Origin of the sequence: Paenibacillus sp. FSL R7-0331, from assembly GCF_000758645.1 — a bacterium.
In the GTDB taxonomy this organism is placed as follows: domain Bacteria; phylum Bacillota; class Bacilli; order Paenibacillales; family Paenibacillaceae; genus Paenibacillus_AQ; species Paenibacillus_AQ camerounensis.
This window is the reverse complement of the sequence record NZ_CP009284.1, coordinates 4476274-4501045: the sequence shown is the minus strand read 5'-3', so window position 1 is coordinate 4501045 and position 24772 is coordinate 4476274. Positions and strand designations below refer to the sequence as shown.

Genomic DNA, 24772 nt, shown 5'->3' with positions numbered 1-24772 from the left:
CGGCTGATGGAAGAAAATAAAGAAGCCTGGAAATTTACAATGAAACTGCTGTCCGTTTACAGAAACCTTGAAAATCAGCAGTCAAATTTGCGAAAGAGGTTGAAATCGACAATGTGGGGAGCTCCTTTTTCCGCCCAAAGCCGTAAGCTGCTGCTCCTGGGCAGCGGAGAATTGGGTAAAGAAGTCATTATCGAAGCTCAGCGCCTTGGCGTAGAGACCGTAGCTGTAGACCGTTATCCGGACGCCCCTGCGATGGGCGTTGCTCACCGTTCCTATGTTATTGATATGCTTGACGCAGACGCACTCAAAGCGCTGATCCGTAAGGAGCAGCCGGATCTGATTGTGCCGGAGATTGAAGCGATTGCCACTCACGCGCTGCTGGAGCTGGAGGAGGAAGGCTACAATGTCGTTCCAACCGCCCGTGCAGCCCGTCTGACCATGGACCGTGAGGGCATCCGCCGGCTTGCCGCCGAAGAGCTTGGATTACCTACTGCGCCTTACCGCTTTGCCGACAGTCTGGAAGAGCTGCGCGCTGCGCTTGATGAGCTGGGCACACCTTGTGTTATTAAGCCGATTATGAGCTCATCGGGCAAAGGGCAGAGCATCTGCAGACAGCCGGAGGATGCGGAAGCCTCCTGGAATACGGCGCTTGAAGGCGCGCGTGCCAAAGGAACCCGCGTTATTGTCGAAGGGTTCGTCACATTCGAAAGCGAGATTACACTGCTGACGGTGCGGACGGCAAGCGGCACCGTATTCTGTCCGCCGATCGGCCATATCCAGAAGGACGGCGATTATGTCGAATCCTGGCAGCCGCATCAGATGAGCGGGGAACAGCTGGCTGAAGCGCAGGCAATCGCCCTTGCAGTAACAGATCAACTAGGCGGACTCGGGATTTTTGGAGTGGAGCTGTTTTTGACGGATCAGGGAGTGCTGTTCAGCGAAGTATCGCCGCGGCCTCATGATACGGGAATGGTCACCATGATTACACAGGATTTATCGGAATTTGCTCTGCATGTCAGAGCCATTCTTGGATTTCCGCTGGACTCGGTAACGCTTATCACACCGGGGGCATCAGCTACCCTGAAGGCGGAGGCTGAAGGACAAGCCTTTACAATCTCCGGTATCGGTGAAGCGCTGGCACTGCCTCGCACACAGGTAAGGGTATTCGGTAAACCTGAAATCCGTCACGGACGGCGGATGGCAGTAACCTTAAGTGCAGCGGAAGATGTGAATATCGCGCGGACGGCAGCCAAACAGGCGGCGTCTATGCTAAAAGTGGAGGTATATGAGGATGAACAGTAGTACTCAGGAGCAGGTACTGCAAATTCGCAAATGGAGTGAATGTGATTTGGAGAGAGTCACTGCTCTTTTGCGTGAATTCGGCTATCCGACAACGCTTAGCGTGATGAAAGAGAGAATGGAAGGCATGGAGCATGATCCGTTCCACTGCACAATGGTTGCTGAACTGGACAATGAAGTTGTGGGAATGATTGATCTTCATCAAGTAAAATCCTATTATAAGCAGGCAGACTGCATTACGGAAATTACTGCACTGATCGTATCAGAGGATCTTAGAGGACAGGGGCTCGGCAAAAGACTGGTCAGCGCAGCAGAAGAGTGGGCCCGCCAGAAGGGCTGCTGCCAGCTGTTCCTCAGAAGCGGCAACCGTGTGGAACGCGCACCGGCTCATGCGTTCTACCGTCACATCGGGTTCGAGAAAAGCGCGGGCTACCGCTTCAGCAAAGCCCTGGTGTAAATCTTATACGTGCAATCATCCCCATCCCGGAGCTGCGGGATGGTTTTTTTTGTTCCTCCCCTATTCCATAGGCGGAGGATTATTTGAGTTGACCCTTGCCAAACGGGCAAACTAATATTATAGTGAAATGCTGCTATAGTAGCAGACTTATTCTTTTAAACAAAATGGAGGGAAGCGAAACAGCCGGTGTTCCGTTTCGCTGCTGTACACCCGTTTTGGCATGCTAATATAACGATAATAGGTTAAGTCTAAATCTGTAATCCAAAGAGGGATGAAGCATGTATAAATTGATTCTCGCCGAAGACGAGGAAGATGTAAGAGAAGGGATCATTGCGCAGATTGACTGGGAGAAATACGGCTTTGAAGTGGTTGAACAGGCAGAGAACGGCCGGGAAGCGGCCGAAGCGGTGGACCGCCATATGCCGGACGTAGTCGTCACGGACATTCAGATGCCGTTCATGAACGGCCTGCAGCTGGCCGAGTGGATCCGCAGCCGCCATCCCAATACAAAGATTATTATTCTTACCGGCTTCGATGAGTTTGAATACGCGCAGAAGGCAATCAAACTACAGATTGATGAGTATATTTTGAAACCGTTCTCATCACAGGAGCTGATCGATGTGCTGCTCAAGGTAAGAGCGGTCATTGAAGCAGAAATTGCCGAGAAGGAAAATGTATATGTCCTCAGTGAGCACTACCGCAAAAGCCTTCCGGTGCTGCGGGAGCAGTTCCTCTCCTCGCTGGTATCCCGCCGGCTGCCCCTGCAGGAGATCAGTGATAAAAGCTCTGAATATAGTATTGATCTGGACGGAAAACAGTTTCAGGCCTCGGTTATCAGCATTGACTATATTCATTCCGGAGAAACGGAAGGGTCGGCTGCCGGCCGGCATATCTCCCTGCGGGACACCGGGGACCATAATCTGCAGCTGTTCGCAATTCTGAATATTGCCGGGGAAATATGCCAGAAGCATGCATTCGGCAAGGTGTTTATTCACCGGGATGATGTAGTGCTGCTCTCTGTCAGCGGGGCGGCAGACGAGACAGAGATTACCGGCAATACCTTTGCGATTCTTGAAGAGATCCGCCAGAATGTGCAGCGGTTTCTCAAGCTGACGGTGACAGCCGGTGCAGGTACAGTCTGCCAGTCGGCGGCGATGCTGTTTAACTCCTTTTCCGATGCGATGCAGGCTTTGGACTACCGGCTTATTCTCGGCAACAACAGAGTTATCTGGATTGAGGATGTCGAGTCCAGAGCCCATCAGCTGCCTGCCTTTGATGAGCTGACCCAGCAGTCGCTGATCCGCACGATTAAGCTGGGTACGGTTCATGAGCTGAGGCAGGTTGTGGACGAGCTCTTCGGCGGCCTGGATACCGCTCAGGTCTCAACCCAGGATTATCAGATTTTTTTACTGGAGATTATTACGTCCATCCTGCGGGTTGCCAAGGAGTCGGGCAGTGAAGCCGCTGATTTTATCGGCTCAGGCCTGTCCACGCTCTCTGAATTGCATAAATTTAATAATATGGGTGAGGCGAAGCTGTGGATCATCCGTATCTGCACCCGGCTGATGGACTCCATCGCCTCCGAGCGCCAGTCCAGCTACAAGCAGCTGATGGATCAGGCCAAAGAATACATCCGCAGCCACTATGAGGAATCTGATATTTCTATCGGCCGTGTCTGTCAGCATCTGCACATCAGCACCGGCTATTTCAGCAGTATTTTTAAAAAAGAAATGAAAATGACCTTTGTCAGCTATCTGCTGCAGATCCGCCTGGAGGCGGCCAAGGAGCTGCTCCGCTCCACAGAGCTGAAGGCGTTTGAAATCGCCGAAAAAATCGGCTTCTCCGATCCGAATTATTTCAGCTTCTGCTTCCGCAAAAAATACGGGCAGTCGCCCAAAGAGTATAAGAACAGCTCCCGGGGAGGATAAAAGATGAACAAAAGCAAGGCGGATTTCTTCCCGCTGCGTCCACAGCCCGGCCAGCGCGGCCGGATGCGCCTCTCGGCCAAGCTGCGCAGTATCCAGCTGATCATAACGTTATCCTTCACGACAGTGGCCGTGCTTGTTGCGGTTATTGTCGGTTTTATGCTGTACAACAAATTCGCCAAGACGGCGGAGGAGAACGCCAACCTGAACATGCAGCAGATTATTGAGCAGGTTAATTACAACCTGGAGCTGTACGTGAAGGGGATGAGCAATATTTTTGATACGGCAGAGAAGCAGATTACCACCATTGCATCCATTGACTCGCCGCTGCTCTATGAACGGATGGATACGCTGATGAGCAGCCGTGAGGATCTGGTATCGGTGGCTGTTTTTACCCCTCAAGGGCAATATGTCGTCGGAACTCCGGGCCAGCAGATGCGCCTGAACACACAGCTTCAGAGCCAGAGCTGGTTCACCAGTGCCCAGAAATCGCCGGATATCTCCTATTCCGCGCCGCATATCCAGAATTTGTTCAAAGGAAAATATACATGGGTCGTATCCATCAGCAAAATGATTCAGTATAAGCAGGACGGGGAGCTGAAGTCCGGTATCCTGCTGATTGATTTTAACTTCCGGACGATAGACCAGCTCAGCCGCCAGGTGAAGCTCGGCAAGCGGGGATACGCTTATATTCTCGACCCGCTGGGCAATATCGTCTATCACCCTCAGCAGCAGCTGATCTATGCCGGCCTGAAGTATGAGAATGTGGAGCCGGTTCTTGAGTATGCCTACCGGAGCTACCTGGATGAATCTACCGGGGAGAAAAGGTTTATTACGGTGAGGACCGTCGAGGAGACCGGCTGGAAGATTGTCGGTGTCGCTTATTACGATGAGATTGTAACCACCAAGCGGGATCTCAACCAGTTCCTGATCTGGTTCCTTGCTGTCGTCATTCTCTGTGTTATCGCCGTATCCGTCCTCCTCTCCTGGCTGATTGCAGGTCCGATCCGTAAGCTGGAACGGACAGTTAAGCTGGTTGGTGAAGGGGATCTGAACACCCCGATTAATGTAAGCGGCGCGTATGAGGTAGAGCAGCTGTCGAGGCGCTTTAATCTGATGCTGCAGCGGATCCGCCAGCTGATGGACCAGATTATCTATGAGCAGGAGACGAAGCGCAAGGGCGAGCTTGAGGTGCTGCAATCGCAGATTAATCCGCATTTTCTGTACAATACGCTTAATTCTGTCGTCCGGCTGGCCGAGCGCGGCAAAAATGATGAGGTCATCACGATGATCCAGTCTCTCTCGAAGTTTTTCCGGATCAGCCTCAGCAAAGGAAATAACATCATAACGGTGCAGGAGGAGCTGGATCATATCCGCCATTATCTGGTGATTCAGAGCTTCCGCTTCAAAAATAAATTCCGCTTCGAGATCAAGGCGCAGGACGAGGTGCTCCAGCTGCAGACCATTAAGCTGATTCTGCAGCCGATTGTGGAGAACGCCCTGTATCACGGCATTGAAATGTCACCGGACGAAGGCCTGGTACTGATTACCGCCGAGCTGCAGCAGGATCTGATTGTGATCAAGGTCAGCGATAACGGGATCGGCATGTCTAAAGAGATATTGAATACGATCCTCAGCGGCGGTGTTAAAAGCGGAAAAAGCGGCGGCGGCTCAGGCGTCGGGGTACGGAATGTAAATGAACGGATCAGCCTTTATTACGGCCGCGAATTCGGGCTTACCTTCGAAAGTGAGCTGGAGGAAGGGACAATCGTGACTATTGTCTTTCCGGCGGTCAGCAGCAGCCCGGTTGAGAAAGGAGGGGAGGAATCGTTATGAAGATTACACGTATATTGCTGACAGTACTGATGTGCGCGCTGGTCTGGCTATCGGTGACCTCCTGCTTTTTCAATTCGTCACCCGTATATATCAACACGAAAAATACGCGCAATATCCATATGATTGTCAAAATGAATAAGGGCGATTACTGGAATACGGTCAAGCTGGGGGCGGAAGCAGCCGCCAAGGAGTTCAATGTCAATCTGACCTTCAAGGCGCCGGATTCCGAAAGCATGATTGATGAGCAGGTGGCCATGGTGGAGGATTCGATCACCCAGCACGCGGATGCAATCATACTGGCGGCGAGCAGCTATATGGGATTAGCCCAGGTAGTTGACCAGGCTGCCTATTCCAAAATCCCGGTTATTTCAGTTGATGCCGAAGTCGGCTCTGCAAAGGTACGGGCGTATGTCGGCTCCAACGGCTATGAGGCCGGACAGAAATCGGCAGAACGTCTGATAACGCTGCTGAACGGCACGGGTGAGATCGGCATTCTTAACTTTACCAGTGCCTCATTAAATGAGCAGCATGTGTCAGGCTCCATTGATTACGGTGCGCGAGATGCGGATGAGCGGGAGAAGGGGTTTCTGAACTATGCCGCGCGTTATCCTAACATTGATGTGGTGCAGATCTCGTATACCTCCTCGAATACAACCGAAGCCGAGGCTCTGACCCGGCAAATGCTGGAGAAGCATCCTGGACTGCGCGGCATTGCTACACTGAATGAAACGGCCTCCCAGGGAGCAGGCAAGGTTATCCAGAGCCAGGGACTTGACAATATTATCAAAATGGTTGCTTTTGACAGCTCGCCGTCCATGCTGGAGCTTCTCCAAAACGGTACGGTTCAGGCTACCGTCATTCAGAATCCGTTCAGCAACGGCTATCTGGCAGTGAAATATGCCGTGGAAGCGGTGCAGGGGATGGAAGTGCCGGAACGCGTGGATACCGGGACGAAGCTGATTGATCTGGACAATATGCTGTACCCGGAGAACCAGAAGCTGCTGTTTCCGTTCGTAAGATAGTATTTTTATAACATGAGAATTTTCATAAAAGACAGTAGTATTTTATATTCGCAACCGTTTTCACGTGAGGCATAATAAGGATGTGCCTGAGACACACGGTCACACTAATAAAGAAATATCACCAGGAGGTCATTAATTTATGAAAAAACTCACTTCCGTACTACTCGCCAGTGCATTGCTGGGTGCTGCTTTGGCAGGCTGCGGCGGCAATAACAACTCTGACAATACAGCGGCAACAAAAGCTCCGGCAGGCAACGCGGCAAAAGACACAGCCAATTCCGGCAGCGGTGAAACTCCAAAAGTCGGTGTTGCCATCTACAAATTCGATGATACCTTCATGACCGGCGTCCGTAACGCAATTGACGCAGCGGCAAAAGGCATTGCAACGGTTGATATCGTAGACAGCCAGAACTCACAGCCGACCCAGAATGACAAGGTTGACCTGTTTGTTACCAAAAAATATGACGGTATGCTGATCAACCCGGTTGACCGCACCGCTGCAGGCGTAATCATCGACAAAGCTAAGGCTGCTGACATTCCGGTAGTATTCCTGAACCGCGAACCGCTGCCTGAAGATATGAAGAAATGGGATAAAGTCTACTATGTCGGTGCAAAAGCAGAAGAGTCCGGCACGATGTCCGGCCAGCTGATCGTTGATTACTGGAATGCTCACCCTGAAGCTGACAAAAACGGCGATGGCGTGCTCCAGTACGTAATGCTCAAAGGCGAACCGGGACACCAGGATGCTGAGCTGCGCACCACTTACTCCATCCAGGCCATCGAAGATGCCGGTATCAAGGTTGAGAAGCTGGCTGAAGATACTGCCATGTGGGACCGCGTAAAAGGACAGGAAAAAATGGCGGCATTCCTTGGCTCCCACGGCGATAAGATCGAAGCGGTTCTGGCTAACAACGATGATATGGCACTGGGCGCAATTGAAGCGCTGAAAGCACAAGGCTACTTCACTGGCGACAAGTATATGCCGGTAGTAGGCGTTGATGCTACAGCTCCGGCGGTTCAGGCTCTGCAGGACGGAACAATGCTCGGAACAGTACTGAATGATGCGAACAACCAGGGTAAAGCGGCAATTACAGTTGCAGCTCTGCTGGCTAAAGGCGAAACACCTACGAAAGATAATGTAGGCTTTGATATCACGGATAACCAATACGTATGGATCTCCTACAAAAAGATTACTAAAGACAACGTAGCTGACGCTCAATAATAGCTTCAAGACATAAACAGAACTTGTAGATAAAGATGATAACCGGGGAGCGGGTCCGCCCGTTCTCCGGAATTCCTTAAGGGTAGGGAGCAGGATAGAACCGCTGTGCCTCTCATGGAAAAAGAAAAAAGCGTAGGGGGCGTAACAACATGGCTAATGCTGAGTTTTTGCTGGAAATGAACAATATTACAAAAGAATTCCCCGGCGTCAAAGCGCTGGACGGAGTAAGCCTCAAGGTTAGACCCGGTTCGGTACATGCACTGATGGGCGAAAACGGGGCAGGTAAATCTACACTGATGAAATGTCTCTTTGGTATTTATTCACCGGACGCCGGTGAGATCTTTCTGGATGGCGAAAAAGCCAGCATTACCAATTCTAACGATGCCCTCGGGCACGGGATTTCGATGATTCACCAGGAGCTGCATCCGGTACCGTTCCGGAGCGTGATGGAGAACATCTGGCTGGGACGTTTTCCGACTAGGGGAATCGGGCCGATTCAATTCATTGACCACAAAAAAATGTATGCGGATACAGCAAGCCTGTTCAAGGATCTGGACATTGATCTGAATCCCGAAACGCTGGTGGGCAAGCTGTCTGTATCCAAAATCCAATCCATTGAAATCGCGAAGGCCGTTTCTTTTCATTCCCGCGTTATTGTCATGGATGAGCCGACCTCTTCTCTGACAAGCGTGGAAGTTGAGCATCTGTTCCGGATCATCCGGGACCTGCAAAAAAGAGGCGTAGCTATTATCTATATATCTCACAAGATGGAAGAGATTCTGGAAATCTCTGATGAAGTAACGATAATGCGTGACGGTAAAAAGATCGGGACCTGGCCGTCTGCTGAACTGACGACGGACCTGATTATCTCCAGAATGGTCGGACGCGACCTGACCAACCGCTTCCCGGAACGCAATAACGTTCCCGGCGAGGTCTATCTGAAGGTGGAGGGGCTGACTTCTCCAGAGCCGAGATCGTTCAAGGATGTCTCATTCAATCTCAGACGCGGGGAAATTCTCGGTATCGGCGGACTGGTGGGCGCACAGCGTACGGAGGTTATTGAAGCCCTGTTCGGACTCAGAGCCATCCAGTCCGGCAGCATCTCCATTAACGGTAAAAAGGTTAATATCCATTCACCGCAGGATGCCAAAAAGCATGGACTGGCCCTGCTGACGGAAGAACGCCGCGTGACCGGTATTTTCCCGGTGCTGTCCGTCCATGAGAACGGGGCGATTGCCAATCTGGACCGCTACCGTAAGCCTTATCTGCTGCTCGACGGCAAGAAGAAAAAGGTTGAGGTTGACCGGATGATTGAGAAGCTCCGCACGAAGACACCGACTACCAAGGTACAGATTATGAACCTCTCAGGCGGTAACCAGCAAAAGGTGCTGCTGGCCAGATGGCTGCTGACTGAGCCGGAGGTGCTGCTGCTTGACGAGCCGACACGCGGAATTGACGTTGGTGCCAAGTTCGAAATTTACTCCATCATTGCCGATCTGGCGAAGCAGGGGAAGAGTATTATCATGATCTCCTCAGAGATGCCGGAGCTGCTGGGCATGTCTGACCGTGTAATGGTCATGTCGGAAGGACGGCTTACCGGAATATTAGAAGGCGACCAGGCTACGGAAACCGAAGTTATGCGTCTCGCCGCACAGCATTAGGATAGGAGCAGCATAAAGAAAAGCGAAGACCTATTTGCTGTCAGTTAAGCTGATTCAGCGCAAGATAGACAAGCTAAACTTCGCGTAACAACTAAGGAGGAACATTACTCATGGATGTAAAAAAAGCACAATCTTTTATAACCCAGAACGCGATCTATATCGTACTTGTTATTCTCATCATGGGGATTATCGTATACGAACCAAGCTTCATGTCGATTAATACGTTACGTGATGTACTGATCCAATCCTCAACCCGCGTCATTATTGCTCTTGGGGTTGCCTTTATCCTGATTACAGCAGGTACTGACTTGTCAGCAGGCCGTGTAGTCGGCTTCACCGCTGTTATCTCGGCATCGATGCTGCAAATTCCGGATTATTCCCGCCGCTTCTTCCCGGATCTGCCGCAGGTGCATGTATTGCTTCCAATCGTAATTGCCATCATTGCAGGTCTTCTCTGCGGATTAATTAACGGTATCATCGTTTCCAAGCTGAATGTTCCGCCGTTTATTGCTACTCTGGGCACCATGCTCATCGTATACGGTCTGAATTCCCTGTACTTCGATATGGACCCGAACCAGTCCCAGCCAATCGGCGGTCTGCGTCCTGACTTTACCAAGATCGGCTCCGGCTTTATCGGCAGCGGCCAGTATTCCATACCGTACATCGTCATTATAGCGATAGTCGTCGCCGCCATAGTCTGGGTGCTGTTCAACAAAACCAAGCTTGGCAAAAACATGTACGCCATCGGCGGCAATATGCAGGCTGCCAAGGTTTCCGGTATCAATGTATCCAAGAACCTAATCTACATCTATGCCATTGCTGGCGCCCTTTACGGTCTGGCCGGTGTGCTCGAAGCTGCAAGAACAGGCGGCGCAACCAATAACTACGGTAACATGTACGAGCTTGACGCCATCGCGGCCTGCGTAGTCGGCGGCGTATCCACCACAGGCGGTATCGGTACTGTTCCAGGCGTACTCGTCGGGGTCATCATTTTCACTCTCATTAACTACGGCCTGACCTTCATCGGCATCAGCCCTTACTATCAATTGATCATCAAAGGCCTTATTATTATCGCTGCGGTATCGTTTGATATGCGGAAATACTCATCGAAGAAGTAATGCTTTGCTCGGTGATTGGGCGTAACTCCGGGAAAGCTTTGGGCTTCCGGCCGCTGTTGTTCTCGAATTCCTTGATTCCATGCCGCCTTGGCGGTGAGAATTCGAGAACAGCTAATGCTTCCGAAGTGAGCTTTCCTGCGGAAAGCTTTCAGGCGGACGCTCCGCTCCTCCAGCTCCAAACTTTCCCTCCGTTACTCCCATCACCTCGCCAAGGTGGGGAAAGCAGCAAAAAGCGTTTGCTAGCACTGCATAGCAAACGCTTTTTGTGTTTCGATTGCTGGCGCTCCGAAACATAAAACCAACCAAAAAAACAAAAAGCCCAAAAGCCCAAAAGCCCAAAAGCCCAAAAGCCCAAAAGCCCAAAAGCCCAAAAGCCCAAAAGCCCAACTAGCTCCTGTGCAAAGCCCGGCCCAGGATGTCACTGGCAATATTAGTGTAACCCCGGCACAGCACGCTAACGGCAATGTTAGTGAAGCCCCGGCTCAGCAAACTAACTGCAAATGTGTAACCTCGACTGGCGGCACCAACCTCACCACTAGTGCAAACTCAAGCAAGCCCGCCAATTCCCAGCATTAGTGCTAACTCTGGCACATCACACCCAAAAAACTTTGTAGAGGCTACCCGTCGGCCGCTCCTTCGGCGGCTAACGGACTCCACAGCCGTTATTTTTGCGAAACGGCGCATTTGGGGGAGCTAACGGACCGAGCTGACCTTATTTCGCCCCGGACAGGCTATTGTGTAGCTGAATTGGACAAATAACGGCGCTGGAGTCCGTTAGAATGTGATACCCGGGATTTTGCGGCGGATAAGGTTATCTGAGTCCGTTAGCCGGGAGGGGACGTGGAGGATATGCGAAGGGCTTGCAAAAGGCATGCGAAGGACACGCGAAGGACACGCGAAGGGCAGGCGATGGGCATGCAGAGGAAATGCGAAGGATATACGAATGGCATACGGAGGACACGCGAAGAGCATGCAAAAGGTCAGCAAAGAAAATAGGCGTAGGACAAGGGGAGCGACTGTTTAGCTGAATCATTTTCCTGCAGCTGAGCAGCAACAAAAAAGCAGCCGCTCGATCAAATCGAGGGGCTGCTGATTATGGGCATTTTTACAAAGACCTTATTCAACATCATAGCAGAACGGAAAGAAACAGTCTATATTTTTGCGCGGGAATATTATACATTGGGGTAGCCGGCAATACAGATGATTGGAGTGTTGTTCAATGAATGTTAGCGGTCACCTTAACCCTGATGCGTTGCAGAACTATGTGAGTGAGGTGCTTGGAAGCTCATACACCGTTTCAGGTGTGTCCAGAATGCATGGCGGTGCCCAAAAGGTAGTTTATAAAATAGACTGCACGAATGGATTCAGCAGTGTACTTTATGTCTGGGACCTGTCCATGAATTTTTTTCAGCAGGAAATCGAACAAAATACGCTGGGTGCAGGCTCTTACGGCAGCGGCCTGTTTGCATCCAGCAACAGGTTTTTGAAGGAACATTCCATCCGCACGCCGGCGCTTTACGACTTGAATAATTCCAGAACGGATTATACGTTTGATTACGCGCTGGTTGAGTATATTGACGGTCCCAAAGCAGAAGCCTATTTCAGCCATCCTGATCCGGAGGTTAAGGACCATGTTTTGCAGCAGGTAGGGACTCTGGTTACTGCAATGCATAACATTAAAAGAAGTACCTTCGGGGCACCTGAGCAGCATCGCAACGTACGTAAAACAGGCCAATGTCATCTGGTGCTGCAGGATAATGCAAAGCTGCAGTTAGCTTACGCAGTGCAGTATATCGACCTCATTAACACTAACAAAGAGAAGCTGCTGGATAAACTGGATGAGCTTGCAGACAGGATCAGTCCAAGGACAGAATACGGGCTGATCCACGATGAACTTGGCCCCGACCATCTGCTGGTGAATGAGAGGCTGGAGCCTTACCTGATTGATATTGAGGGCGTGCGGTTTTTTGATATCGAGCATGAGCACAGCTTTCTGGAATTCAGATTCGGCGAGTATTACCGCTATTTGCAGAACGATTCCCTTGATCCCGACAGAATGCGGTTCTACCGGTTCCATCATCATATCGCCTTAATCTCAGCAGGCCTGAAGCTGTTGCACCGCGGATATCCGGATCAGCATTTTTCAAGGAATCTGTCCAGATATCATACAGAGCTTGCCATGCGGTATATTGAATAAACTGCCATATCAAGACATGCCGGTTCAAGGAGCCATAAGAGACGATGGAATCCGTCCCGGTGTTCCAATCACAGCATGGTTCATTAATCCCTCCACAGGATTCGGACTGCTGCTTTTACTGCTCTATCATCTATAAATTATGGTAGAATTTTACCGAACTTTCAGGGTATAGTGGAGGAGGAATGATGCATTCCATATTGCAGTGGGGGGAGAACTCAGCAGATGAATCAAACGTACCGCAAGCGTAACACGACTGCTTTCACTTTGGCCTCTTATTTTGCCTTGGCAGCAGGCCTGTTCTTATTCTGCCTGGGTGTCTACAACGACAACTGGGAGCTGAATGTAAAGGGGTATTATATTCTGTGTATGGTGCTCATTACGATCAGCTGTATCGTTATGCAGAAGGTCGTCCGGGACAATACGGAGGATAGAGAAATCCGCCTGGAGAATCCGAAGCACCGGATGAGAAATACGGCAGCTTTTACAGGAATGGCAATAGCCGGGCTGGTTATCGGCTACGGTATGTTCTTTATTGGCCTGTACAACGCTCCATTTCAGTTAAATGTAAAAGGGTACTACGTCGCTGTTATCCTGCTGATTTCGTATAGTGCGATCGGCGTGCAGAAGGTTACCCGAGACAATGCGGAAGATAAGGATATTCTGGCCGAGCTGGAATCCAAAAGGGATTATCAGGGGTAATAATAGCATTTCAACAAGAAGGTCCATCCTGGGATGGGCCTTTGAATTTGTATTATACATAAGGGAAGGGAACAAAACAGTGAATATTGTAAAAGAATTGACGGCCCATGCTCTTTACATACGTTTTGAACTGGGTTTGGAAAGCTTGATGGATGAGACCTACCGCAGGGAAGGTCTGCATCGCGCGAATTTAATTTGCCGGTCAATTTTCGATCCCGAGGACCATGTAGTTTTTTTACATCATACCAGTTTTAGCAGAAATGATAAGCGTGTCAGTACTGTACGTCTAAAGCGCTTTTTCAAGACCCGGTTGAAGCAAATAAGTTCATCTATTCTGCCTTATGCGTTCGATGAATCGGACACAGATCTCTACACTTTTGAAAGGAAGGCCCAAATCAAAGCCAAAGAAATCCGGATACCATACGTACTGGAATGCATTGGAAATATAGATTTCAGGCGTAAACCGGAAGCCGGCGGCCAAATCTACCTATATAACAAAACAAAAGGAATTTTGTTTCATATGTATGACGATCGTGGCTGTGATGTTTACAGTTCCGGCAGAGACGTTCTATTGCCTCTTTATCATAAACACCGGAATTGGATTCTGGATTATAACCGGTACACAATTGATAATTTTTTCGGTGAGGGTCTTGCGGGAATCATCGAAACGGAGGAAGAACAAAAAGCTCGACGGGAGTTCAATAGTAAAAAAATTACTCACTCTGGTATTAATCTTAGACGTACGAATACCTGTAAGATAATACATCATTTTGAGATTCCCTCCGTGAACGCTGCTACATTTGCGAAGGAACTTGCTTTCACAACGTTCGAAATTCGCCTGATTTCCAAAACAGATAGAACCGTTACTTTTACAGCTGTCAAGACGGAAGCATTGGCGCAAATTGATTATCAGAGCCATCTTATGAGCATGTACGGTAAAAAATATGGGGGCTATATCGGTTGGAGCTATGAGAAAGTCTGAAAGGACATCTAAATCTGCCGAGCTGTTAATTTAAGCTACTCCTTTCCTGCTTAACAATAGAAAAATTTACTTGTTAACGAATGACTTGGCCAACTTATCGTAACGAGTAGCCACACGGCGAAAGTGTTTGATTATTAAAAAAGCACTCCACTAAATGGCGTTCTTTGTAGCGAAACCAATCGACTTTCCATGGGTTTTGACTATTCGTTTTAGGCGGGATGGTGTAGGATGCCTGCTTAGCTGTAATCTAATTCCGAATCCTTTCGGAGCCATAAGCTTTGTCGCCAAGAATATGACTTCCTGTAATATCAAGCTTCTGAAGTAAATCGATCGCTGGAACGGAATCGTAGACTTGACCACCCGTTAGAAGAAAGGCGAGGGGGTTTCCTAATCCATCGACGACGGTGTGAAGTTTGGTTGTCTTAACGCCACGACTGACGCCGATGTGCTGATTCACTTCGTGTCCTGGGGCGTTTTTTTAGCACCGGCACTATGTTGATGGGCTTTAACCGATGTCGAATCAATGTTCAAGTTTTCAAAGTCAGGTTCGACCTGAAGAGTTTGGAAGATCGCGACAAGCAGTCCGGTATCTCGCCACTTGCAGAAGCGACTGTAGACTGTTTTCCATGAACCATAGCGTTCCTCTGGTAGATCGCGCCAGGCAGTACCGCTTCGAGCAATCCATAGAAAAGCGTTAAACATGGTTCGTTCACTTAATTTTGACGGACGCCCTGTTTTGTAGGGTGGAAACATGCCCTTAATTTGTTCCCACTGTTCATCGCTTATTTCGTACCGTCTTTGAATCATGCTTGACGCCCCATTCGTTTTCTCAAATCTTACCATGTTATTTAACTTTCAGACGCTTCCTAATTTATTGTATTTGAACAAATTCATTCCATTCATTTAATGACGGGATGAGGTATGCTTGATAACGGATTTGAGCAATGTCAGTTCTATTTCATAACAAGGAGGCTATTTATTTGATTCAACAAATTATTGATGCACTAGATGAATTAACAGAAGGTGAGGGGTATTTCTCTATTGATCAAGCCGTACGGGTAGACAACGACTTGCACCTCACCCTAACCATGTACAAGGAGGTTTACGGAAGAACTGTAGGAAAGCATGCCTCCTGGAGCATTATTTGCGAGGATGTACGTGAAAACAACCTTGGAATCAGCAGTTCATTTCTTTATTTGCGGATTTTGAGAGATCATCCGGTTTTATTTAAATACAACAAGCCCTACTTTTGGATTTTAGGTCCAGAAAAGATGGCGGAAAACGAAAAAATTTATGGTCAACTTTTTAAAGAACTTTCTAATTTTTTAAAAAAATATAATGCTGTTAATAGAATTCATGATTTCCTGTCATTTCAGCCAGGTTTCACTGAAGGCCTTATTTCACTTACCTTTGGGCCTCAGGAAATTGCAGATATTTACCGCAAGGTGCTGGAAAAGGAGTCCATGCAGGTTACGCTCCAGTCCTATCCGATTATCCACTCCGATACAGGAACGGAACAAATCCTGCTGTTCGTTAATGTAGAACATTCCTTTTATGTTGTCGCTGAACATTTTCATATTACAAGAATGGATTAGCCAATAACTAATACTCCGCCTTCAGCGTAAACCCGCCAATCCCCTTCAGTGTATAATCAAAAAACTGCAGCACCAGCTGATTCATGGTTTCAATGCAGTAGTATTTATCAATGACCGCTTTTCCGACCGGCATCATATTTGCCAGAATCGGGGAGAACAGCGGAAGATCGGTCAGGCTCATGTGATTGGCTCCCTGAAAATGCACGGAGTAACTTTCGGAGAAAGTATGATCAGCCGTTTTGTTGCCGGCATATACAGTGACATAGTCAAGCTGCTTCCAGACATCGTCGGAGTAAATATTAAGCAGCGGGATGGTGTAGGCTTCATTAGCCGCGATAAAATGGTCTGCCTTCCGGTTTAAGCGGAGCTCGCTGAACAGCGGGCCGTCCAGATTGACCAGGGCACTGATATCATCACGCTCACGTCCGAGCCAGACACTGGCTGCGCCGCCCATCGAGTGGCCGAATACCCCGATTTTGGCCGGATCAATAAGCTGGTATACAGCAGGGGCGTTGTCCTGTGCAGCCATCTCCACCACTGTATCGATTACCAAACTCATGTCGTCCGTGCGCAGTTTCATATTTTTTTGGATGATACTGTACATCTCCGCAGCTGTGTAAACCCCTTCTTTATTGGTGTTGTTGAATTCCCGGAAATAATCCGGGCTGATCAGCGTCAGCTCTCCATCCACGGATTCTGTATAAAAAGAATGATAGGGGTGGTCGATGGAAGCGACAACATAACCGTGACTGGCAAGCTCCGTAAAGGTTGAGGTGTTGCTCGACCTGACCCCGTACGCCCCGTGGGAAAATACCAGCAGCGGATAAGTACCTTCGGCCTGCTCCGGATACCAGAATTCCACATTTACATGTCTGTGCCCGCCTGTATCCGTAAATTGCTCTATCCGGTTCTTGTCAGTGTAGGTGTATACAACGGTTGCGACAGGATATTCACCGGTTACCTCCGGCAAGCGATACTGCGGAAAAAGCAGAACAGGCGTAAAAGCCAATGTCAGCATAATGAGCATTAGAATTGCTTTTGCCGCGATGGCTGAGCTTTTGAATACACGGGCATCTGCTTTAGGACGCCGTATAAGCGATATTATGCCTGTCACCGCCAAAAGGAACAGCAGGCCTGCAATAGGTATCCAGTAAAAACTCCATTCAATTACCGGGAGCAGAATTAGCGTTGCCAATACGATAAATTCAGCCATTCTGACCCGGCCCGTTAATTTCCTGTGCTTCTGCTTCGTTACCAGACAATATACAGCCAAAGCAATCTCAACAATAAGCGCAACTGTGAATAATACTATTTCCATCTTCTGTTTGTCCCCTTCCGGTGCTTATCATAATGATGGCTTCATCTTATGAAACCGCCGGAAGGATGTATATAGATAATGAATAAGCTGTAGCTGCAGGGCAATAAGCTGCACAATTAACCCCAATAAACATTATTGCTGCCGGTTATCTGATTTCAGCTGCCGGAGTTTTTCGTTAATCTGCTCTGCTTCCTTTTTATCCTCCTGCCAGGATAACAGCCGGACGATCCCGTAGACTGCGGCAATCTGGACAGCCATAAAGGCTGTTGGCATAAACCCCTTTGACATGCCGGTTACAAGCGCCAGAGATAACAGAATCACCTCCAGAGCGGCAAAGTGGATGATAACCCTAATCCGCATATTCCGCTCGCTTACCCCGTCAGGCGTATACAGGATAATTCCGATTAATGTGCTGACCAGTGAGAACCCCATTATGATATAGACGGTTATCAGATCAAAGGCCGCAGCTGGATCAAAAATGGATCTTAATACCGTAATAATGATGATGACGGAACCGAAAATAATCAAAAAGTCCCGCAGCAGCTCTTTTATAATTAGCATTGGCTTCATCCCGTTTCCCCCTATAAACCCAGCATGTTTTTGAGAACAGGCACGTACTGTCTGGATATCACTACACGCTCTCCGTTGTCCAGTACAGCTTCGAACCGGCCGCTGATTGTCGGACGAACCATGTCGATTTTGGCGATGTTCAGTACGGTAGACTTGGATGCGCGAAAGCAGCTCAGCCTGCTGCACAAGGCCTCCAGCTCGTAGAGCTTTTGCTTGACCTCATACACGCTGCTCCTGCAGTAAATGAACACCTTTCCGTCTACGGCCTCAAAATAATAGATATCCCTGAGCCTGATCCGGTGGACCCGTTCATTCTGGTAACCCAGAAGCACGAGACGGTCTGTCTGAAGCCTATGTACAATACCTTGAATATCTTCATCTTCCTCATGGCAGCGGATTATTATTTCCTCTTCCTGTTCTCTGGCGATCTGTTCGATTGAGATTTTCATGTAACCACCTGCTTTAATAGGATTACGGCTTAAAGATTTAGGTACATTCTAGCTGTTTGGAAGAAACTGGTCAATAAATTGAACAGCTATATTTAATAATCTAAACTGATAATTTCCAGCAATTGGACTACGGAAATGCTTGGACTTTTCTTATAATAGAGAAATTGATAGTTTTACGACAACTGAGAGGACGTTAAATCTTGTTTGAGACCCTATTGCTCAACTTTCTGTTTATTTTATTTCCGGTACTGATTGTTGTTATTTTCTTCGAAAATAGAGCAAACCGCTATAATAGCAAAATTCTGGTGTGTATGTCCGCCTTCACGATGATCCTGTGCATAGCCAAGCCGATCAGGCTGGAAATGGGCTTTATTTACGATCTGCGTTATGTTCCGTTCATCCTTGTGGCGTTATTCGGCGGGTACAGGAACGTGCTGCCGCTGTATCTGATCTTGAATGTATACCGGTTATATGTAGGCGGAGCCGGCATTCTCCCGTCCTTCCTGTTCTCCACAGCGGTGCTGCTGATTGTGCCTTATCTAAGCAAATGGTTTATCAGGCAGAGCGCCAACCGGCGGATATTCTGGGCCACCTTCATTGCGGCACTGACAATGGGGATATACCTGATCACGCTCGGCGTGATGAAAGGGACGCTGGACAGGCAGTTCTGGTCGTTAACCTTCTATGCGCTGACAACGCATGTCGGCGTAATGAGCATTATTATGATTCTGATTGAACAGATCATTACCAACATCAAGAACCGGGACCGGATTATTCACTCAGAGCGTCTGAATGTTGTCAGCGAGCTGGCGGCCAGTGTGTCCCATGAAATCAGGAATCCGCTGACGGTAACGAGCGGTTTTCTGCAGCTGCTTAACAAGTCCGGAAACATTTCACCCGAGGAAAAGGAATACGTCGAGCTGTCCCTGCAGGAGCTGAACCGGGCAGAGAAGATCGTAAGCGACTATCTTTCTTTTGCCAAGCCGCAATCCGATAATATGGTCTACTCCAACATGCTGGCTGAAGCAGAATATACCAAGAATATTATTATGCCCTTTGCTACTATTCATAAGGTCACAGTCGATTTCCGGTTCAGCAATACACTGAATACAAGCTATGACAAAAATCAGATCCAGCAATGCCTGATTAACCTCTACAAGAACGGAATAGAAGCTATGAAGGCGGATGAGGGCGGCACACTGACCATTGATATCTCCGAAAAAAAGCAGAACATCGTGATCAGCATCAAGGACACTGGGGTCGGTATGGCCAAAGATGAGATTTCCCGGCTCGGCAAGCCGTACTATTCGACCAAAGAGGAAGGAACCGGACTGGGGATGCTCATGGTTTACAGTACCGTTGATAAGGTCAAGGGAGTCATTGAGGTTGAGAGTGAAAAGGGGAGCGGAACAACCTTTCTGATCACCATTCCCGCCATGGCTGAGCCTAAGAATTCTTTTTCCGCCGCAAAATGACCGAAACGTCACTTTGCCTTCTGCTACGTATTCCTGACATCCAGCAGCACCAGATGTGGCTATAGCTAATAATTATAACGGACGATAGATCATTAGTAGAACGGGATGGCCGGGGGGATATGCTATAGTAACTGTACTAATTTAACAGGTAGAGGAGATTAACCGATGAGCACTCAGACTGCACCTTTGAAACGTACTGTTACCCCATTCCGATATGATATTGTTGGCAGCTTCCTGCGCCCTGCGGCTTTGAAGGATGCCAGAGTGAAAGCTAAGAACGGTGAGATTACCGCCGGCCAGCTAAAAGAGGTTGAGGATGCCGAAATCGTCAAGCTTGTGGCGAAGCAAAAGGAAGTGGGGCTTCTCGCTGTGACGGACGGCGAATTCCGCCGCTCCTGGTGGCATCTCGATTTCTTCTGGGGCTTGGACGGTGTTGAGCGGACGATTATTGACCAGGGCTATCAGTTCAACGGGGCCCAGTCCAGACCGGAAACCGCCCGCCTGAGCGGTAAAATCAGTTACAGCAGCCATCCGTTTGTTGCCCACTATACCTTCCTCAAGAGCGTTGCCGGTGATGACGTTGTTGCCCGCCAGTCTGTTCCGGCGGCAGCCCAGTTCCTGTTCGAGCTGGACCGTGCGGAGAATAAGGAGAGCACAAATGCGCTCTACCCGAACCGCGATGAGCTGCTGGCTGATACAGTCAAAGCCTATAAGAGTGCTGTTCTTGACCTGTATAATGCCGGCTGCCGCAGCATCCAGTTCGACGACTGCACCTGGGGTGCCCTCTGTGATGAGCAGTTTATCACCATCATGGAGCAGATCGGCGTGAATGTGGCTGACTATGCTGAAGAATTGGCCAAAGTGAACGCAGCAGTTGTATCTGGCCTGCCGGAGGATCTGGTTGTAACGACGCATGTATGCCGCGGTAACTATGTTTCGACGTATGCCGGTGTAGGCGGCGGCTATGAGCCGGTCGTGCAGGCGCTGCTGGGGATTGATAACTACTCCGGCTACTACCTGGAATTCGACACTGACCGTGCGGGGGACTTCAAGCCGCTGCGGTTCCTGAAGGACAACCAGCAGGTAGTACTCGGCCTGTTCTCCTCCAAATTCGGGGAGCTGGAGAACAAGGAAGAGATTCTGAAGCGGATTGAGGAAGCCAAGCAGTACGTTGATCTGAACCGGATCTGCCTGAGCCCGCAATGCGGCTTCGCCTCCACGGAGGAAGGCAATCACCTGACCGAAGAGCAGCAGTGGAACAAGCTCGCGTATATCAAGGAAATTGCAGACGAGATATGGAAATAGACTGAGGATCTTATTTGTTATGGGATGTTTATAAGTGTATGTGAACCGTACGGGGCTATCCGTACGGTTCACTTGCGTTTGTGGTCAATAACTTGTCGGGTATACCTGCTGGTTGGTTGCGGTTTGATTACAACTATAAAGAATTTATTCGCGATAGTTACCTCCAGCAGGATTTCAGCAGGTGAAAGGTCCTTGCTCCGAGAATAGATAGTTATGTAGAAGGAGAGAACTTAATGAATCTAGGCATACTTAACGCCGATGTAATTACACTGTTTGTAGAGGATCTGCACAAGACCAAGGGGTTTTAGCAGGAGGTATTTCAATTGACGGCGGTGTATGAGGATGAGGTGTCTGCAGTTTACAATTTCGGGAATATGAGCGTTAATTTGCTCAATATATCTGAGGCGGACGGACTGATTAAGCCTGCGAATCCTGCCGGTCCTGAATCCGGTTCACGGTTCCAGTTCACAATCCGGGTAGAGAATGTTGATGAGGCAGTCCGGGAACTGGAAGAACGGGAAGTCCGTCTGCTAAACGGCCCGATGAACCGGTCCTGGGGCGTAAGGACCGTTACCTTCGCTGATCCCGCAAGGCACATCTGGGAGCTGGCGCAGCAGTTGTCCTGATTAATCTTCCGGTCGGCGAAGTAGTGTACACTCTGCCGGAGGTTGTTGATTACGTGCTCCCATTCCAATAGGAACCCTAGTAGTATCTAAATTTAGGCTACCCTTTGCGATAGAAAATCAGGAGTACCTATGATTCTTACGTGTCTTCAGGCACAATAATGTGTTTTTCCTGATCTCATGCCCCGAACGGACTCAGGAGCTCTTATTTGCTGATTTTTTACACTCCTGCCTCTCTAACGGACTCAGATGATGCTATTTGTGCTCCTGACCCCATTTTTGTACGATAATGCGCCGAATAAGATCACTGGTGTCCGTTATAGTAACTTTGCGTCCTGAATCTCGTTGATAAGGTCATCTGAGTCCGTTAGCGGGGACCGGCACAGTCGCGGGGCAGATATCCTCATTCCAGTAACCTCGTTCATTACATCCGCCCATTCGGCTAGTCCCATTCAAGCGCTCATTCATTTTGCTCATATAAATGTCTTCGAATAGTTCACTCATGATATTAACTCTTTTTCTGTCCCTCGCGTTGTTTACTCAAATTGCCCATTCCTGTTGCTCATTCAGCTATCTCACAGGCAATTCGCCCAAGCTGAGCTCACATATGTTTTTCAAGGGCAGGGCAAAGCTGCCCTGTTCTGCCGGCAACACCCACCGAGAGGGTGTTTCTGTGCTTTTCTCTCCCCGACGAAGAGGATGAAAGGGACGGAGCAGATTTTGGAACTGGAGGAACGGTAGTGTCCGCCTTTGTCTTCGGATTTCACCCGCTGACAGCGGTAAAAATAAAGGAAATCCGAAGACAACAGCGGCCGGAAGTCCAAAAACTGCGGAAGTCCCCTAGCATCCCCGCAGTCACCAGTATCCCCGCAGTCTCAAATTATCCTCACAGTCGCTCAGCCCAGCAGCTCTGCACACTTTTTACAAATCCGGGCACAGAAACACCCTTTCCCCCTCCCCTTCATATTCTATAGGCAAATGCCTTTGTAAGGGAGCGACAGGAATGCTGAGAATTAAGCTGAATGAGCTGGCAAAAGGAAATGATAACGGCCTGCTGCAGACGGAAGTGTGGAAGTGGGACGGGATCGGTTGGAACGAATATGTGCCTCAGCAGGAGGAGGATTTCATCCGCGCCGATGATGATCTGTTCGTGACCATTCCGGCAGAAGCAGGATTGTACCGTGTTGATTATTACATTAAGCCGCTGGAACCGCTCCAGTTCCTGGATGAGGCGGAGGTGAGCGGTCTGCGGGCGGAAGTGCTGCATCCGGCACCTTTTAAAACCAAGGAAGGCACGCTGTGGGGCTATATCAACAATGAAGGCCGGACCGCAATTGAACCGCGATATGAGTATGCCGAGGATTTTCAGGAGAACGGGCTTGCTATTGTACAGAGAAAGAACAGCAGCGGCTTGATTGACAGCAGCGGCCGCGAAAAAGTTAAGCCAATCTACTCCTTTATTTCCCCCTTTGCTGAAGGGCGGGCGGTTGTATCGGATGCTAAAGGGTATACGCTGATTGATGAAAAAGGCAGGGAAGTCACTGCGGCGCGGTATGATTATCTGAATTCACTGCATGAAGGGCGGGCACTCTTTTCCAGGCAAAGTACAACAGCAGGCGGCTCACGCTACGGATACATTGATGCGCAGGGCAAGGAAGTGCTGCCTGCCGTGTATCTGGATGCGGGCGATTTCATGAATGGGACGGCTTTGGTCAAAGCCGCTGAAGGCGAATATGCGCTGATTGATCTTAACGGAGCGGTGCTGCATACGTATAAACATCCTTTTGTCGGAAATCCCGGTGACGGGCTGCTGGCTTATCAGGAGACTGAAAACGGTAAATACGGCTACCTTAACCTGGATGGAAGTGTGGCGGTCAAGCCGCAATTTACGTCTGCGCTGCCTTTTTCAGAGGGGCGGGCGGTAATTAATACAGCGGAAGACTATGGGAATGCCTACGGGCTGATTGACAAACAGGGCAAGCCGATTATTCCGGCTACCTATTATGAGGTGCAGCAGCTGGGGGAAAACCGTGTCGCGCTCGGAACCCCAGTCTATGCAGACCAGCCGTACCGGGGATCGCGGTATGTAATAGCAGATGCAGTGACCGGCAGGGTTCTCAGCAATCATCCGCTGCTCGGAGTGAACAACTATCAGCATGGGCTGGCTTCCGTGTATGATGCCAAAGACACCTATTTTATCGATAAAAGCGGTAAAAAGGCATCCCAGCCGCCCGTTATCGCCGGCTCCGGCACATTATCCTTCAGCGGCAGCCTGATCCGTGCAGATATTGATCAGCGTACCGCCTATTACGACCGCCGGGGTAAGCAGGTATGGCGGCAGAACGGCGTCATTCCGCTCCGTCCGCCTTACTCTGTGCTGGAGAAGAAATATAAGCCGAACAGGGACTATCTGGTCTACTATCCGGTTATTGAGGGTATCGCAGATATTGAAGTATCCAAGACGGTCAACAGCAGGCTGCGCAGCCTCTCCAAGGCAGAAGGTATCGGAAGTGGCGGCATTGCGCAGGATTTCAGCTACACCGGAGACTTTGCCGTTGAATTTTTCCGCAAAAATCTGCTTGTGCTTGAGCTTAGCGGGTACAACTACCCGTTCGGCGCAGCCCATGGTATGCCTACGATGCTGTATGAGCATGTCAATCTGCGCAGCGGCAGATTTTATACGCTTAGTGACCTGTTCAAGCCGGGCAGCAGATATGTCGAAAAGCTCAGTGAGATCGTCGGCAAGCAGATCGCTAATGACCCTCAGTATTCCTATGTTTTTCCGGATACGTATAAAGGGATTACTGCCGATCAGCCGTTTTATGTCGATGAAGAGGCGTTGTACCTGTATTTTGCACCTTATGAGATTGCCCCATACGCGGCAGGCTTTCCGACTTTCCGGATTCCGTATGCTGAAATTATGGGCCTGATCTCGACCGAAGGTGATTTCTGGCAGTCCTTTCACTAAACATTACGGCGCAATGAGCCGATTAATAGAATAAGAAGCCTGACAATAAAG

The 24772-nt window shown here is 49.3% G+C and carries 21 protein-coding genes and 1 pseudogene; 17 read left to right on the top strand and 5 right to left on the bottom strand.

From position 1 onward, the window contains the following. Positions 1 to 111 precede the first annotated feature (111 nt). From purT to R70331_RS30605, 12 genes and pseudogenes are all read left to right on the top strand, one after another. Positions 112 to 1302 carry a formate-dependent phosphoribosylglycinamide formyltransferase gene (gene purT, locus R70331_RS19320; protein ID WP_042178083.1) on the top strand — a complete coding sequence of 397 codons (1191 nt, stop codon included), beginning with the start codon at positions 112 to 114 and terminating at the stop codon, positions 1300 to 1302. Continuing rightward, the gene (locus R70331_RS19315; protein ID WP_156131163.1) at positions 1292 to 1756 is read left to right on the top strand and encodes a GNAT family N-acetyltransferase; all 465 of its coding nucleotides are present in this window, start codon (positions 1292 to 1294) and stop codon (positions 1754 to 1756) included. The genes purT and R70331_RS19315 overlap by 11 nt, the downstream gene beginning before the upstream one ends. A 278-nt stretch (positions 1757 to 2034) precedes the next feature. Further along, complete coding sequence (locus R70331_RS19310) at positions 2035 to 3684, top strand: response regulator (RefSeq protein WP_042178078.1); 1650 nt, start codon at positions 2035 to 2037, stop codon at positions 3682 to 3684. A gap of 3 nt (positions 3685 to 3687) precedes the next feature. Then, a complete protein-coding gene (locus R70331_RS19305; protein ID WP_081947671.1) occupies positions 3688 to 5517 on the top strand; it encodes a sensor histidine kinase in 1830 nt (609 codons plus the stop codon). Further along, the gene (locus R70331_RS19300; protein ID WP_042178075.1) at positions 5514 to 6539 is read left to right on the top strand and encodes a substrate-binding domain-containing protein; all 1026 of its coding nucleotides are present in this window, start codon (positions 5514 to 5516) and stop codon (positions 6537 to 6539) included. The genes R70331_RS19305 and R70331_RS19300 overlap by 4 nt, the downstream gene beginning before the upstream one ends. Before the next feature lie 139 nt (positions 6540 to 6678). Next, positions 6679 to 7761, top strand: coding sequence for a galactose ABC transporter substrate-binding protein (locus R70331_RS19295; RefSeq protein ID WP_042178073.1), 1083 nt, complete (start codon positions 6679 to 6681; stop codon positions 7759 to 7761). 149 nt (positions 7762 to 7910) lie between these two features. Beyond that, a complete protein-coding gene (locus R70331_RS19290) occupies positions 7911 to 9422 on the top strand; it encodes a sugar ABC transporter ATP-binding protein (protein WP_042178071.1) in 1512 nt (503 codons plus the stop codon). 110 nt (positions 9423 to 9532) lie between these two features. Continuing rightward, positions 9533 to 10540 carry a galactose/methyl galactoside ABC transporter permease MglC gene (gene mglC, locus R70331_RS19285; protein WP_042178067.1) on the top strand — a complete coding sequence of 336 codons (1008 nt, stop codon included), beginning with the start codon at positions 9533 to 9535 and terminating at the stop codon, positions 10538 to 10540. Positions 10541 to 11759: 1219 nt separating this feature from the next. Then, complete coding sequence (locus R70331_RS19275) at positions 11760 to 12737, top strand: phosphotransferase (protein ID WP_231576319.1); 978 nt, start codon at positions 11760 to 11762, stop codon at positions 12735 to 12737. 222 nt (positions 12738 to 12959) lie between these two features. After that, positions 12960 to 13142 (top strand): annotated as a pseudogene (locus tag R70331_RS32545) (YiaA/YiaB family inner membrane protein); the annotation flags it as partial. Further along, positions 13134 to 13436, top strand: a complete 303-nt coding sequence (locus R70331_RS32540; RefSeq protein ID WP_425280445.1) for a YiaA/YiaB family inner membrane protein — start codon at positions 13134 to 13136, stop codon at positions 13434 to 13436. The pseudogene R70331_RS32545 and the gene R70331_RS32540, both read left to right, overlap by 9 nt. 79 nt (positions 13437 to 13515) lie before the next feature. Further along, the gene (locus R70331_RS30605; RefSeq protein WP_052419124.1) at positions 13516 to 14418 is read left to right on the top strand and encodes a DUF3885 domain-containing protein; all 903 of its coding nucleotides are present in this window, start codon (positions 13516 to 13518) and stop codon (positions 14416 to 14418) included. A gap of 247 nt (positions 14419 to 14665) precedes the next feature. Here R70331_RS30605 and R70331_RS32335 read toward each other — a convergent pair whose 3' ends face one another. Both R70331_RS32335 and R70331_RS32330 read right to left on the bottom strand, forming a co-directional pair. Continuing rightward, complete coding sequence (locus R70331_RS32335; RefSeq protein WP_269322198.1) at positions 14666 to 14875, bottom strand: transposase; 210 nt, start codon at positions 14873 to 14875, stop codon at positions 14666 to 14668. After that, positions 14872 to 15225, bottom strand: a complete 354-nt coding sequence (locus tag R70331_RS32330) for an IS5 family transposase (protein ID WP_042178060.1) — start codon at positions 15223 to 15225, stop codon at positions 14872 to 14874. Before R70331_RS32330 ends, R70331_RS32335 begins: the two co-directional genes overlap by 4 nt. Before the next feature lie 173 nt (positions 15226 to 15398). On the opposite strand from R70331_RS32330, the gene R70331_RS19255 reads away from it, so the two are divergent. After that, positions 15399 to 16013 (top strand): hypothetical protein, encoded by a 615-nt coding sequence (locus R70331_RS19255; protein WP_042178057.1) that lies wholly within the window; start codon positions 15399 to 15401, stop codon positions 16011 to 16013. A gap of 7 nt (positions 16014 to 16020) precedes the next feature. Here R70331_RS19255 and R70331_RS19250 read toward each other — a convergent pair whose 3' ends face one another. From R70331_RS19250 to R70331_RS19240, 3 genes are all read right to left on the bottom strand, one after another. Beyond that, positions 16021 to 17331 (bottom strand): alpha/beta hydrolase family protein, encoded by a 1311-nt coding sequence (locus tag R70331_RS19250; protein WP_042178054.1) that lies wholly within the window; start codon positions 17329 to 17331, stop codon positions 16021 to 16023. A gap of 132 nt (positions 17332 to 17463) precedes the next feature. After that, positions 17464 to 17901, bottom strand: a complete 438-nt coding sequence (locus R70331_RS19245) for a DUF3021 family protein (protein WP_042178051.1) — start codon at positions 17899 to 17901, stop codon at positions 17464 to 17466. An 11-nt stretch (positions 17902 to 17912) separates the two neighbouring features. Beyond that, positions 17913 to 18350, bottom strand: coding sequence for a LytTR family DNA-binding domain-containing protein (locus tag R70331_RS19240; RefSeq protein WP_042178048.1), 438 nt, complete (start codon positions 18348 to 18350; stop codon positions 17913 to 17915). A 200-nt stretch (positions 18351 to 18550) separates the two neighbouring features. On the opposite strand from R70331_RS19240, the gene R70331_RS19235 reads away from it, so the two are divergent. From R70331_RS19235 to R70331_RS19220, 4 genes are all read left to right on the top strand, one after another. Next, positions 18551 to 19825: an ATP-binding protein gene (locus R70331_RS19235; RefSeq protein ID WP_042178046.1), complete on the top strand. Its 1275-nt coding sequence runs from the start codon at positions 18551 to 18553 to the stop codon at positions 19823 to 19825. Positions 19826 to 19990: 165 nt separating this feature from the next. Continuing rightward, positions 19991 to 21130 carry a 5-methyltetrahydropteroyltriglutamate--homocysteine S-methyltransferase gene (locus R70331_RS19230; protein ID WP_042178043.1) on the top strand — a complete coding sequence of 380 codons (1140 nt, stop codon included), beginning with the start codon at positions 19991 to 19993 and terminating at the stop codon, positions 21128 to 21130. 332 nt (positions 21131 to 21462) lie between these two features. Continuing rightward, complete coding sequence (locus R70331_RS19225; RefSeq protein WP_331281514.1) at positions 21463 to 21756, top strand: VOC family protein; 294 nt, start codon at positions 21463 to 21465, stop codon at positions 21754 to 21756. 1000 nt (positions 21757 to 22756) lie between these two features. Continuing rightward, positions 22757 to 24721 (top strand): WG repeat-containing protein, encoded by a 1965-nt coding sequence (locus tag R70331_RS19220; RefSeq protein ID WP_042178041.1) that lies wholly within the window; start codon positions 22757 to 22759, stop codon positions 24719 to 24721. Positions 24722 to 24772 lie beyond the last annotated feature (51 nt).